Annotated in this window: 14 protein-coding genes; 10 read left to right on the top strand and 4 right to left on the bottom strand. The window is 40.4% G+C overall.

What is annotated here, in order from left to right; translation table 11 throughout:
• Positions 1-57 precede the first annotated feature (57 nt).
• On the bottom strand, positions 58-891 hold the full coding sequence (locus POV27_RS04225) for a hypothetical protein (protein WP_272861479.1): 834 nt from the start codon (positions 889-891) through the stop codon (positions 58-60).
• A gap of 179 nt (positions 892-1,070) precedes the next feature.
• Between POV27_RS04225 and rpsO the strand changes: the two genes are divergently transcribed.
• From rpsO to POV27_RS04200, 5 genes are all read left to right on the top strand, one after another.
• Complete coding sequence (gene rpsO, locus POV27_RS04220; RefSeq protein WP_272861478.1) at positions 1,071-1,340, top strand: 30S ribosomal protein S15; 270 nt, start codon at positions 1,071-1,073, stop codon at positions 1,338-1,340.
• 181 nt (positions 1,341-1,521) lie between these two features.
• The gene (locus tag POV27_RS04215) at positions 1,522-3,753 is read left to right on the top strand and encodes a polyribonucleotide nucleotidyltransferase (RefSeq protein ID WP_272861477.1); all 2,232 of its coding nucleotides are present in this window, start codon (positions 1,522-1,524) and stop codon (positions 3,751-3,753) included.
• A 163-nt stretch (positions 3,754-3,916) separates the two neighbouring features.
• Entirely contained in the window at positions 3,917-4,465 is a 549-nt protein-coding gene (locus POV27_RS04210) for an RNA polymerase sigma factor (RefSeq protein WP_272861476.1), read from the top strand.
• The gene (locus tag POV27_RS04205; protein WP_272861475.1) at positions 4,462-5,028 is read left to right on the top strand and encodes a hypothetical protein; all 567 of its coding nucleotides are present in this window, start codon (positions 4,462-4,464) and stop codon (positions 5,026-5,028) included. The genes POV27_RS04210 and POV27_RS04205 overlap by 4 nt, the downstream gene beginning before the upstream one ends.
• 99 nt (positions 5,029-5,127) lie before the next feature.
• Complete coding sequence (locus POV27_RS04200) at positions 5,128-6,192, top strand: hypothetical protein (RefSeq protein ID WP_272861474.1); 1,065 nt, start codon at positions 5,128-5,130, stop codon at positions 6,190-6,192.
• Positions 6,193-6,276: 84 nt separating this feature from the next.
• Here POV27_RS04200 and POV27_RS04195 read toward each other — a convergent pair whose 3' ends face one another.
• Positions 6,277-7,056, bottom strand: coding sequence for an LA_2272 family surface repeat-containing protein (locus tag POV27_RS04195; protein WP_272861473.1), 780 nt, complete (start codon positions 7,054-7,056; stop codon positions 6,277-6,279).
• A gap of 134 nt (positions 7,057-7,190) precedes the next feature.
• Here POV27_RS04195 and POV27_RS04190 point away from each other — a divergent pair, with 134 nt between their 5' ends.
• The 5 genes from POV27_RS04190 (at position 7,191) to rpe (ending at position 11,061) form a co-directional block, all read left to right on the top strand.
• The gene (locus POV27_RS04190) at positions 7,191-8,141 is read left to right on the top strand and encodes a hypothetical protein (RefSeq protein ID WP_272861472.1); all 951 of its coding nucleotides are present in this window, start codon (positions 7,191-7,193) and stop codon (positions 8,139-8,141) included.
• Positions 8,142-8,432: 291 nt separating this feature from the next.
• A complete protein-coding gene (locus tag POV27_RS04185; protein WP_219050492.1) occupies positions 8,433-9,296 on the top strand; it encodes a sigma-70 family RNA polymerase sigma factor in 864 nt (287 codons plus the stop codon).
• Positions 9,297-9,465: 169 nt separating this feature from the next.
• Positions 9,466-9,873: a BLUF domain-containing protein gene (locus POV27_RS04180; RefSeq protein ID WP_272861471.1), complete on the top strand. Its 408-nt coding sequence runs from the start codon at positions 9,466-9,468 to the stop codon at positions 9,871-9,873.
• A gap of 58 nt (positions 9,874-9,931) precedes the next feature.
• Positions 9,932-10,345, top strand: coding sequence for a BLUF domain-containing protein (locus POV27_RS04175; RefSeq protein WP_272861470.1), 414 nt, complete (start codon positions 9,932-9,934; stop codon positions 10,343-10,345).
• A gap of 56 nt (positions 10,346-10,401) precedes the next feature.
• Positions 10,402-11,061, top strand: a complete 660-nt coding sequence (gene rpe, locus POV27_RS04170) for a ribulose-phosphate 3-epimerase (protein ID WP_272861469.1) — start codon at positions 10,402-10,404, stop codon at positions 11,059-11,061.
• Positions 11,062-11,068: 7 nt separating this feature from the next.
• Here rpe and POV27_RS04165 read toward each other — a convergent pair whose 3' ends face one another.
• Both POV27_RS04165 and POV27_RS04160 read right to left on the bottom strand, forming a co-directional pair.
• Entirely contained in the window at positions 11,069-11,824 is a 756-nt protein-coding gene (locus tag POV27_RS04165; protein ID WP_272861468.1) for a class I SAM-dependent methyltransferase, read from the bottom strand.
• A 43-nt stretch (positions 11,825-11,867) separates the two neighbouring features.
• Entirely contained in the window at positions 11,868-12,281 is a 414-nt protein-coding gene (locus tag POV27_RS04160; RefSeq protein WP_272861467.1) for a hypothetical protein, read from the bottom strand.
• Positions 12,282-12,332: the final 51 nt, after the last annotated feature.

Here is a 12,332-nt window from a genome sequence, read left to right as displayed (position 1 = left end):
TAAAAAATCGGCTCCTTTCGGAGCCGATTCCATTTACAAAAACCACCAACTTCACTATTAATTGAGAATAATAGTGTACGTTTCGCCATTCACTGTTAGCGTGGCTAAATTGTCACAGGTACCGTCTCCAAAATCCAAGAGTCCAGTTCCGTTGTTTCGGGTAATTTCTACCGTACCACTCACAAAGTGCGGGCACGTTGCTTCCCTGCGCAATGGATCTATTACGATGGCATAATGCGAGAATCCGGTACTGAATTGGATATCACGGTTTCCAGTTACCAAGAAGGCATTGTCCTCCCAAGTACCACTTCCTACCCCTTCGATCCATTCGGAAACTCGGGTACCGTCAATATCGATCACCAATCCGTTGGGGAATGTCACCTCCAAATCGTGATTTACCGTATGCTGCGGATTGCCATTGGCATTGTTTCGCTCGCGGAAAAGGGATCCTCCACCCGCGATAAACTTGTTGTTGTGCGCAAAGTTTTCCAGATCGTACTCAATGGTTACCGTACCCGCCTGCGATGGATTGTAGGTAAGGTAAATGATTCCGGAAACAATGGCTCCATTGTTCAACTGGCACCCCAATCCGAAATCCAGGGTAACGAACTTCACCCCATTTTGCATGCTTACTGTGATGGTAACACAACTTGGGAAATAGCTTGCATTGCGACCTGCCTCTTCTTCCTGTTCGGCATAAGCGATGTCCATGACATTGAATAATTCGTCCGTAGCAATTTCTGCTTCGGTAGATTGTTGGGTTCGTTCGGCGGTAATTTCGGCGCTTACACTTTCTTCACTGGTCTCATTATCGTCCTGGCTACAGGAAGTGAAGAGTAATCCAGCACCCATAAGGAGCAACATTCCTTTTTTCATTACGTTCGTTTTCATAGTGTTTGTATTTAAGAGTTTCATGCCCTTATGACTATGCAAATACAAAAAGGTTTAAAGAATCGTTAAAAAAATAATTTCCAGAGCAACACTTTGGTATACACTTAAAAATAGTATCTTTGCACCCTGATTACGAGAGACGTAATTATGTACATAAAAATCATTTAAATAATATTGGCATGTATTTATCACCAGAAAAGAAAGAAGAGATCTTTGCAAAACACGGAAAAGGAAAAAACGATACCGGTTCTGCAGAGGGACAAATTGCTTTATTCACTTACAGAATTGATCACCTAACCAAGCACCTTAAAGAAAACCACAAAGACTTTAACACAGAGCGTTCTTTGGTAAAGTTAGTAGGTAAGCGTCGTTCGCTATTGAACTATCTAATGAAGAAGGACATCATGAGATACCGTGCGATCGTTAAAGAGTTAGGACTACGTAAATAAGAAACATTGAGGGGGCAATTTGTCCCCTCTTTTTATATTACCCGGGCTTTATTGCCCATGCATACATAAAAAGCTACCCTTAGTTTTTCATTGGTCAAACCACAACAACACAACTTACGACCGAAAAACGGTCGCTGACCATTAGCAAACACCCCAACCTATTGGGGATAATGAAAAACAAATGATACCTAAAGTTTTTAGAGAGGTCATAGACCTTGGTGACGGTAGAGAGATATCTATCGAAACCGGAAAATTAGCAAAACAAGCGCACGGATCTGTTGTAGTTCAGTCTGGAAAGTGTATGATGCTTTGTACCGTTGTTTCCAACTACAAGGCTTCCGATGTAGACTTCCTACCGCTTACCGTAGACTACCGTGAAAAATTTGCCGCCGCAGGACGTTACCCTGGAGGGTTCTTTAAAAGAGAAGCACGTCCTAGTGACGGAGAAGTACTTACCATGCGATTGGTAGACCGTGTATTACGCCCTTTGTTCCCAAAGGATTACCACAGTGAAACACAGGTAATGATTCAATTAATGTCGCATGACGAGGATGTAATGCCAGATGCCATGGCTGGATTGGCTGCTTCGGCTGCTATTCAATTATCCGATTTCCCATTCGAATGTGCTATTTCTGAAGTACGTGTAGGACGCGTGAATGGTGAATTCATTATTAACCCTTCCAGAGCTCAGTTGGCGGAAAGTGACATCGATATGATGATTGGTGCTTCTGCAGATTCTGTAATGATGGTGGAAGGTGAGATGGATGAAATTTCTGAAGAGGAAATGACCGAGGCCATCAAATTCGCACACGAAGCCATTAAAGTTCAGTGTGCTGCTCAAATTCGCTTGGCCGAAGCTTTCGGAAAAAAAGAAGTTCGTGAATACGAGCCAGAAAGGGAAGACGAAGAGCTTCAGAAAAAAATCCATGACATGGCATACGACAAAGTGTATGCTGTAGCAAAACAAGGTTCTTCCAAAAAGGAAAGAGGACTGGCATTTTCAGAAATAAAAGAGGAAATCCTTGCCACTTATACTGAAGAAGAATTGGAAGACATTGGAGATTTGGTTTCCAAATATTTCAACAAAGCAGAAAAAGCTGCTGTTAGGGACCTTACCTTAAACGAAGGTCTTAGATTAGATGGTAGACAAACCGATGAGATTCGTCCTATCTGGTGCGAAGTGGATTACTTGCCATCTACGCATGGTTCATCCGTATTTACACGAGGAGAAACCCAAGCCTTGGCCACAGTAACCCTGGGAACTTCTAGAGAGGCAAATCAGATTGACATGCCTTCTTACGAAGGAGAAGAAACATTCTACCTACACTACAACTTCCCTCCTTTCTGTACTGGAGAAGCACGACCCATTAGAGGTACTTCCCGAAGAGAGGTAGGACACGGAAACTTGGCACAACGTGCTCTTAAAGGGATGATCCCAGACGATTGCCCTTACACCGTACGTGTAGTAAGTGAGGTATTAGAATCTAACGGTTCTTCTTCTATGGCAACCGTATGTAGTGGAACGATGGCATTGATGGATGCCGGTGTACAGATGAAGAAGCCGGTTTCTGGAATCGCCATGGGATTGATTAGCGATGGGGAAACTGGAAAGTACGCTGTATTAAGTGACATCTTAGGTGATGAAGATCACTTAGGGGATATGGACTTTAAAGTAACTGGAACGGCAGATGGTATTACCGCTTGCCAAATGGATATTAAAATCAAAGGGCTTAGCTACGAGATTTTAATCAAAGCGTTACAGCAAGCACGTGACGGACGTCTTCATATTTTGGAGAAGTTAACCGACACCATTGCTACTCCAAATGCAGATGTGAAGCCACATGCTCCGAAGATGGTTACTACGGTAATCGCGAACGAGTACATTGGTGCTTTAATTGGACCTGGAGGAAAAGTGATTCAAGAACTTCAGAAAGAAACCAAAACGACGATCGTTATCAATGAGGATCCTGTTACCGAAGAAGGAATTGTTGAGATTCTGGGAACGGATCAGGATGGAATCGATGCTGTATTGGCTAAGATTGACTCTATCACCTTTAAGCCTGAGGTTGGAAGCGTTTACGAAGTAAAAGTGATCAAGATCTTGGAATTCGGTGCTGTAGTTGAGTATGTAGAAGCTCCTGGTAACGAAGTATTGCTTCACGTTTCCGAATTGGCTTGGGAACGTACTGAGAACGTAACCGATGTAGTAAACATGGGTGATGTTCTTGATGTGAAGTACTTCGGAATTGATTCTAGAACTCGAAAAGAGAAAGTTTCCCGAAAAGCAATCATACCGAAGCCGGAAGGCTATCAAGATCGACCAAAGCGTGACGGAAACCGAAGTGGAGGTAACCGTGGGAGAGACAATAGAAATCGGGATAACCGAAATAGAGATTTCAAAAAGAAAGACTAAACTATCTTTCTGATATAGTAAAAAAAGCCCTTCTTTTCGAAGGGCTTTTTTCATTAATACAGACTTCTTTTTCATGGGTATTTGCATTTTTTTGCCGACCCCACGCAACTTTTTATTTTCTTACAGACTATATAACAGAAATTTCTACTAAACAAGTCTGCTCTTGGAACTCGACGTATTAATTGACAGAGCCAAAAAGAATGACAGGGAGGCACAGGCCGAATTGTTCAAAAAATACAAGGACACGCTTTACTTTATATCCTTAAAGTACTGTCGTAACCAAGAGGATGCAGAAGATAATTTGCAAGATGCCTTTGTAACTATCTTTTCAAGTATTCGAAAATATAAGGGAAGGGGATCTTTTGAGGGATGGATGAAACGCATCACGATTTACAAAGCGATAGATCGCTACAAGAACCAGAAGGAAGTTCCCGTGCCAGAAGTACGGGTTTCCGAAGGAGGAAGTACAGAGATAGAAGATAGCATTGAAGCGATTCCGTTAGGCATACTGTTACAACACATACAGGAATTGCCCGATCAATACAGAATGGTTTTCAACCTATATCAAATGGACAACCATTCGCACAAGGAGATTGCCAATCTTTTGTCCATTTCAGAAAGCACATCAAAATCGAATTATCATAGGGCCAAGTTGATATTAAGGGAAAGATTAGCCCCAAAAACCAAAAATCTTTCAATCACTAAACCATGAACACCAAAAAAGACATAGGGAAATTAATCGCAGAACGTTTGGGGGAGGAAACGGTTATTGCAGACGAAAGACAATGGGATCTCATCGAAACCCGATTGAATGAGAAAAAGAAAAAAAGGAGATGGTTCCTTTTGGGCTTACTTTTTCTACTGCTGGGAGGCGCTGGGTTCCTATTCCTTTCGGATCCATCGGAAAAAGAAATAGTTGTAGAACCTATCTCTTCTGAAACAGAAGCTGCAAAGAATAATCCGGTTTCCGAAGATAATAAGGTTACTTCCATTTCAGAAGAAAAGGAAGCAGAAAAAGAAAACCTGGAAGCCATTCAAGAATCTGAACCTGATGTAAAAGTAGCCGAAGAAAAAACATCGTTTAAGAAAAAAACAAAAACTGCTTATAAAAAACCGAAGCTACCAGACACCACTACAGTGGTGAAGACTACCTATCATTATTACAATATGAGTACGGGTGAAGAAATAAATACGGATAAAAAAGAGGTCATCGATAGTCTTTTGCATCCGGAGAAAAAGGAAAATAAGATCATAAAGGACTCGTTACATGAATAACCCATGAGAAATTAGCCGTGATTCAAGTATAACGACTCCTTTTTCTTTCTGTTGAAAGGAACAATCTTTAGATTTAACATAATAAAAAAATAACCTTACATGAAAAAGTTAGCACTAACTATCCTAAGCTTGCTATGCCTAGCCCTAACCAGCTGTGAAAATGAGCCTGCGGGTGAAGACCGCGTTAATTACGAAACTTTCGAGGTAGCATCGGATCTGTATGCCCTACTGGAACGTACTCCAGGGGAAGCCGCCGAAAACCCATTAGAATGTATTGATTTCAACTATCCCTTTGTTATTTTCATTTTTGATGAAAACATGGAATATGTTCAGCCTTCGGCGATTCACGAAAACGAACAATTCATCGGGCTGTTGAATGCCATGCCCGACAATTACTCCATAAGCATTAGCTATCCCATTAAAGGGACACAAACCAATGGAGAGTTATTGGAGATAAACAACAACGAAGAATTAAAGGAAGCTTTGGAAGCCTGTGAAAAAGACGAAGAAATCCGAAACTGCAATGGCTCTTTTAGAACCTGCTATTGGGAAATTGACGAATGGGAAGGGTATCCTAATGATTATGAAGGCGAATATATTGCCGTAAACGATCATGACATCCTGCAGCTGCATTCCGGTCAAGGGATTTACTTCGGATCATGGGTTACCTTCCACATAGGTGATGAACTACACATGAATATCAGTTTTATTAAGGAAGAGGAGACCCCTCGAGGTGAGTTCTGGAATAACGACTGGAAGGTAATTACGCTGACAAGCACTTTAATTGAATTGGAATACAATAATCAACGTCTTAGGATTATCCAAAACTGTGAATGGCAATGCCAGACCCAGGTGTATCAGGTTTGTGAATTGGAGGACAATCCAGGAGTTGCCCAATTGAATCTACAGGATTATAGTTTATGCACCGAAATTCCGGAAGCACACGACAGATCGGATTCGTTGAAACTTACTTATTTCGAAACAGAGCAGGATGCCATAGACGAAACGAATGAAATAGATCCAACAGAATACACTACGCTATCCAGTCCCCAAACCATCTACTTCAGAATCGAGACGGTAGAGGATATAGAACTACTAGGGATTGGAAGTTATGACATTGAGGTTATTCCCTGTGATCCTTTATCGGCCGGGAGTACGCAATAATATTATGAAAAAGAAAAGGCCCTGCAACTCTTCATTGCGGGGTCTTCTTTGTTTGGTCTATTCTTAGTTATTTATTCCTCCGTGCTATCCCTTGAACTGCCAGTTTATGAAGGGTAATGATCGCTTCCCATTCTTATTCCAAAGCCCTAATTGTATTCCTCTAAGACTATTTGCGTTATTCCACAAGCCAATTTGCAAGCCAATCATGCTTTCATCGACAATATTCATGAACCCAAATTGAACTCCATTAAACTTTTGGCTATCATTTTCCAAACCCAATTGGAGTCCATGCCCGGTTTCTTTTATCGTGTTCAGTATTCCTACCTGTATCCCATTATATCGATATCCTAAATTGCCAAAACCTGCAGCAATTCCATTTCCTTTATAGAGTTCGTTTCCAAATCCACCAATGAACACACCATTTCCAGATTGCACAAGATTCATCATTCCTGTAACCGCAATTCCGTTCATGCGATATAACTGTTGCATAAATATCCCAGCTGAAAAACCGTGTACATGCGCTTCACCAAAGATTCCTGTAGAAAGATTACCTCCGTAAATGATTTCCGTTGGAGCCTCACTCATGATCATCTTAAAAGAATCTTCATTAGTTGCTACTGGAGATTTATCTATCATCCAAGAAAAAGCTCCCAATATAGAGGGCTCAACCCGCATTCCAAATGTTCTCGTTAATGTGCTATCGTTAAAAAGACTTTTAGGCAATATCCCAAAAGACACACCAACAACATCCGTATTCTTGCTATGCGTAATCCATATGGGCGCTCTAAGCTTTCGTTGCTTCTTTTGGGCATTTGCCAAAAAACCTGTGAGTAAAATTGCAGTTAACAATATTTTGATTTTCATAATTTCTGAATTTGATTACGAATCAAAATTATTGTTATATTCACATTTTTAGTTTACATTATCACAACACAAATATTAAATTTTTGTGATTATCACAAAAATTATATTTTTACACTATGTTTCAACAAGAGTTTTTGAATCGAATAAGAAAACGGCTACCCGCCAATACTTCTTTAATCGAAGAGATTGCCGAAGCCTTGGACATCAGTTATGACGCTGCACACAGAAGAACCAGCTTAAAGAGTAAATTATCCTTGGAAGAAAGCATGCAGCTAGCCAGGAGATTCCACATATCCCTAGACGGGTTGCATGATGTCTCCTCTCAAGATATTGTTGCTGTGCAGAAAACAGCCTCTATACGAAGCGAAGAGGACCTGCAGAAATACTTCGAGAGGTCTTATATTTCCTTGTCTTCTTTGAAAGCTAGTGAAGAGAGCCACCTTTTATATTCGGCCAAGGATATCCCTCTATTTTATTTATTAGAGGGCAATTTACTCACTCGATTTAAATGCTATGTATGGCTAAAACTATTGGATCCGACATTTTCTAACAAGAAATTTTCGCATTACCATCCAAGCCTGCCACTACTTACAGCAGCAAAGGAACTAGGAGGTATATACGGTGATCTTACCATTAGCGAAATATGGGATGTTACCACGGTAAACAGTACTTTAAAGCAAATTCATTTCTATTTCGAAGCCGGGTTATTGGAAATTGAAGATGCCTTAGTACTCTGTTCCCAAATTGAGGAACTCATAACGAACTTATCCCAAAAAGTATCGAAAAGCCGCCATGGGTTTCAATTATATTATAATGAGCTATTACTGATGAACAATCAGGTTTTGGTTCAAACAAAATCACAACAATCACTTTATGTCCCCTTTTCAATGTTGTCCTATTATTTAACGAGTGACTCGAGTATGTGTGAGCAAGCCAATGACTACTTTCAAAAACAGCTGGAACATTCTAAATTATTGAATACTGCCGGTGAAAAGGAACAAAATACCTTCTTCAATAAGATGTATTCAAAAATTGAGGCCCTTAAACAACTGCTCTCCGCTTACCAAGTCCTAGATTTTGAATAATGCCCAATGCAATGATCGAATATTTGAAAATCATGGGAAGTCCTTGGATGAAAAAATGTAACGTAATAGTCCTTTCTTAGACTATTATATTGATAATGTGAATGTTAATTCCCTACACAAAGAGCAGATACCGAGGAAATTTTCAGGGAATTACAAGGGTCTCAAAATTAGCACTTTACCGTATTTTTTTGTTATTAAACCGAAAAACATTTACAATTATGTAACTTTTTAGTAATCTTTTACGTATAACTCGGTACGAAAGGAAAATAACTTAAAGCGACATTACCTTACATGAGACAACTTAAAATTACGAAGCAGGTTACCAATAGGGAAACTGCATCTTTGGACAAGTACCTACAGGAAATTGGAAAAGTTGACTTAATTACCGCAGACGAAGAGGTAGAATTGGCACAGCGCATTAAAGCGGGTGACCAGCGTGCATTGGAGAAATTGACCAAGGCAAACCTTCGTTTCGTGGTTTCGGTAGCAAAACAGTACCAAAATCAGGGATTAACCCTTCCCGATCTTATCAACGAAGGGAACCTAGGGCTTATAAAAGCCGCACAACGTTTTGACGAAACCCGTGGATTTAAATTCATTTCTTATGCTGTTTGGTGGATTCGTCAATCCATCCTACAAGCATTGGCAGAACAATCGCGTATTGTTCGTTTGCCATTGAACAAGATTGGTAGTATTAACAAAATTAATAAGACCTTTGCTTTCCTAGAGCAAGCCCATGAACGTCCCCCTTCTGCAGAAGAAATTGCTAAGGAGTTGGACATGACTATTAACGACGTAAAGGAGTCTATGAAAAACTCTGGACGTCACGTATCCATGGATGCTCCTCTAGTAGAAGGAGAAGATTCTAATCTATACGACGTATTGCGTAGTGGGGAATCTCCAAATCCAGACCGATCTTTGTTACACGAATCTTTGCGTACGGAAATTGAGCGTGCTTTAGAAACGCTTACCCCTCGTGAAGCCGATGTAATTAGATTGTACTTTGGACTGGGGAACCAGCACCCAATGACCCTTGAAGAAATTGGTGAAACTTTCGATCTCACACGAGAGCGTGTTCGCCAGATCAAGGAAAAAGCAATCCGTAGATTGAAGCATACTTCTAGAAGTAAGATCTTAAAGACATATTTGGGATAATCCCCAATGACAGCAACAACAGTTACAAAGCATAACTGTTCGTTTTTTGATTGATGAATGGCCTCCGGAGTGATTCCCGGAGGTTTTTTTGTTAAAGGGCGAAAATAAATTGAATATTTTGTTTAACTTTTACACTCCAAAATTTCAATTAACTTTTTAACCCTGTGTCATGAAAGAAGAAGGAATTGGTACCATTGTGTACGTAAGTCGCGCCGTAAAGGATATCTCGGAAAGCGACTTAAATTCTTTGTTCGAAAGCACCGAATTGAACAACCAGGATCTGGAAATTACCGGTATCCTTTTGTACAGTGACAAAACGTTCCTTCAGGTGTTGGAAGGCGAATACCCCATTATTAGTAGTCTTTACGAGACTATAGCCGAAGATGAACGCCATTACAATATCATTAAACTCGTGGACACAGAAAAGGGAAATAGGATATTTGAAAAGTACAAAACTGGATTCAGCATCATCACAGACAAAGATGATATGACAAACCTAAAATTATTAATTCAGCAGGCATTGGACAAAAAAGAGCACAAAGAAGTTGCCGAAAAACTCAATTACTTCATCGCCTAAAAAGTTAAACAAAATCCTTTTCTGTTTTATTTAATAGTTTTTTTAAAAAACACCAACCGTGTACTCAATCATATATTACAGTACGGCCCAACCTTATTTGGAAGAAGCCGATATCGAAAAGCTATTACAACAAACGGAAACCGATAATAACGCAAGACGCGTCAGTGGCATTTTGGTATTCAAGGAGGGTAATTTTTTTCAAATATTAGAATGTCCCACTTCCCAAAAAGAAGAACTCATCGCTCTTTTCGAAAAAATAAAGAACGACCCAAGGCATTATAATGTTATTAAAGTTGTTGAGCGGCATAACAGATCTCGATTGTTCGAAACCTATAAATCCAGCTTTACCGTGCTATTGAATCCTTCCGAGATAAAAGGGGTGTACAACTACCTTAAAATGGAAAAGGAGTACAACCCAGAAGGTTATTCGGAAGTGGCTTATCTTACCCAAAAGTTTTTGGCTTTGATTTAAAAGGCCTTTGGTTTTATAGTTCCATAATCCGTACTTTTGCCCAAACCAACAATCCTATGAGCGAGACACTCATTGCACCTTCGGTGCTGGCGGCCGATTTTGCCAACTTACAACGCGATGTAGAAATGATTAATGAAAGTGAAGCCGACTGGTTTCATATAGATATCATGGACGGTGTTTTTGTCCCCAATATTTCTTTCGGAATGCCAGTTTTACGGGATATCGTAAAGCATGCACAAAAGACCATAGACGTGCACCTGATGATCGTTGAACCCGATCGCTACATTAAAACCTTTGCTCAGTTAGGTGCCGACATCCTTACTGTACATTACGAAGCTTGCACGCATCTTCACCGTACCCTACAAGCTATAAAAGCGGAAGGCATGAAGGCTGGAGTGGCCTTGAACCCGCACACCAATGTTCATCTACTCGAAGATATTATTCAAGATATAGATTTGGTTTGCCTAATGAGTGTAAACCCTGGATTTGGCGGTCAAAGTTTTATTGAAAACACCTATAACAAGGTAAAGGCACTTCGCAAAATCATCGATAAAAAAGGAGCAAATACCAAAATTGAAATCGATGGCGGGGTAACCAACAAGAATGCACTTCAATTGAAAGAAGCTGGGGCCGACGTATTGGTAGCCGGAAGCTATGTCTTTAAGTCCGACGACCCCATCGCCACCGTTGCCGATTTGAAAAAATTGGTAGGGTAGTTTAAAATCAACTTTTTCTAAAGCACACCCAAGGGAAGGGAGAATCCTTTTTCCCCAACGCCCGATTCCATAGGCTATTCTTGGGACGGTATAAAAAGGTGAAGTCTTTTATCGCCTCTAAAGAGTGGTGAAAGTAATACTGTGCCATTTCAGGAAAGCCCAATCCCTTATAGTATTCTTCAGTTCTCTTTTTGGCGTCGGCTACTTCCGTGGCGGGATAAAATGGACTGTCAATGATGTGAATTTCTCCCTTTGGTGTGAGAAATGCTTTCAGTTTTCCGAATAATCGATCGAAATCTTCGAAATACTGAACACTGGCATTGAGCACAATGATATCGAATCGATGCTTAAAGACATCGCCAATGGCAAACAAATCGCCATAAACGAACTGCAAGTTTTCTTTTTTAAACACGCGTGCTGCCTGTTCCAATTCCGGAACATTAATGTCCAGCCCCACTACACTGTGACTCCCGAAAGCCATGGCATGACTGAACCAACCATTACCACAACCCACTTCTAAAATGGTACTTTTCGATTTATTTCTCAGATAACTGATAAATCGAGCGGCCGATTTATTTCGCATCTGCCATTCTCCAGCATTCCTATTTTCTTTAGCTACATAAGGTAGTTGAGAAACCTCCTCATCCGTTAAGATTCTTCCTTCTTTTTCCCGAACAGCGACATAGGAATCACCAAATAGGCCTATCTCTTCAGTTAGGTAGGCTACATCGTTTTTAATGGTAAGGGAATCGATAGGGATCACTGACTATGGATACTTTGGCTTAAAGATAGGAAAACGACCCTCGTCAATCAAAAGGCAATAGATCGGGTGCCAGATATTCCTTTTTCGCTTCCTCATCCGTAAAGATGTCGATACTATAATGACTCTGTATCAACCCTTTAAACCCACTCTTTAACTGCGGCCATGCTGTGATAAAATCTTGAAAGCTTTCAGATTTTGACCTTTGCATAAAGTGCCCCATCATCTTAACAGCCGCCACCGTAAGGGTTTCATTGTATTTATCCCTTTCTCCTAACCGTTCCACGAAATTCAGCAATTGTGTAGCAACATTCTCTTCTGCTTGCTTAACACCATATTTGTTTATGTGTATCCAAGCGAGTCGTAAATGTGCCTCATGGCTAAATAATTTGGGATCCAAGGTTGCGCTAGCAAATTGTTCTTCAAAAACACTATTGTTTAGATCGAAATGCTTTTCCATAATCGGTTCCTATTGTTTTCATAAGGCAAAGGAACAGCGTACCGGAAACTT

This window comes from Aureisphaera galaxeae (genome assembly GCF_028561275.1).
Taxonomy (GTDB): domain Bacteria; phylum Bacteroidota; class Bacteroidia; order Flavobacteriales; family Flavobacteriaceae; genus Aureisphaera; species Aureisphaera galaxeae.
Note: the sequence above shows the minus strand (reverse complement) of the source record. Positions and strands in the feature narration are given on the sequence as shown.

Coding starts and splice junctions, on each gene's coding strand:
- POV27_RS04225 (WP_272861479.1), bottom strand. CDS start 891: ATGAAAACGAACGTAATGAAAAAAGGAATGTTGCTCCTTATGGGTGCT.
- rpsO (WP_272861478.1), top strand. CDS start 1,071: ATGTATTTATCACCAGAAAAGAAAGAAGAGATCTTTGCAAAACACGGA.
- POV27_RS04215 (WP_272861477.1), top strand. CDS start 1,522: ATGATACCTAAAGTTTTTAGAGAGGTCATAGACCTTGGTGACGGTAGA.
- POV27_RS04205 (WP_272861475.1), top strand. CDS start 4,462: ATGAACACCAAAAAAGACATAGGGAAATTAATCGCAGAACGTTTGGGG.
- POV27_RS04200 (WP_272861474.1), top strand. CDS start 5,128: ATGAAAAAGTTAGCACTAACTATCCTAAGCTTGCTATGCCTAGCCCTA.
- POV27_RS04195 (WP_272861473.1), bottom strand. CDS start 7,056: ATGAAAATCAAAATATTGTTAACTGCAATTTTACTCACAGGTTTTTTG.
- POV27_RS04185 (WP_219050492.1), top strand. CDS start 8,433: ATGAGACAACTTAAAATTACGAAGCAGGTTACCAATAGGGAAACTGCA.
- POV27_RS04180 (WP_272861471.1), top strand. CDS start 9,466: ATGAAAGAAGAAGGAATTGGTACCATTGTGTACGTAAGTCGCGCCGTA.
- rpe (WP_272861469.1), top strand. CDS start 10,402: ATGAGCGAGACACTCATTGCACCTTCGGTGCTGGCGGCCGATTTTGCC.
- POV27_RS04160 (WP_272861467.1), bottom strand. CDS start 12,281: ATGGAAAAGCATTTCGATCTAAACAATAGTGTTTTTGAAGAACAATTT.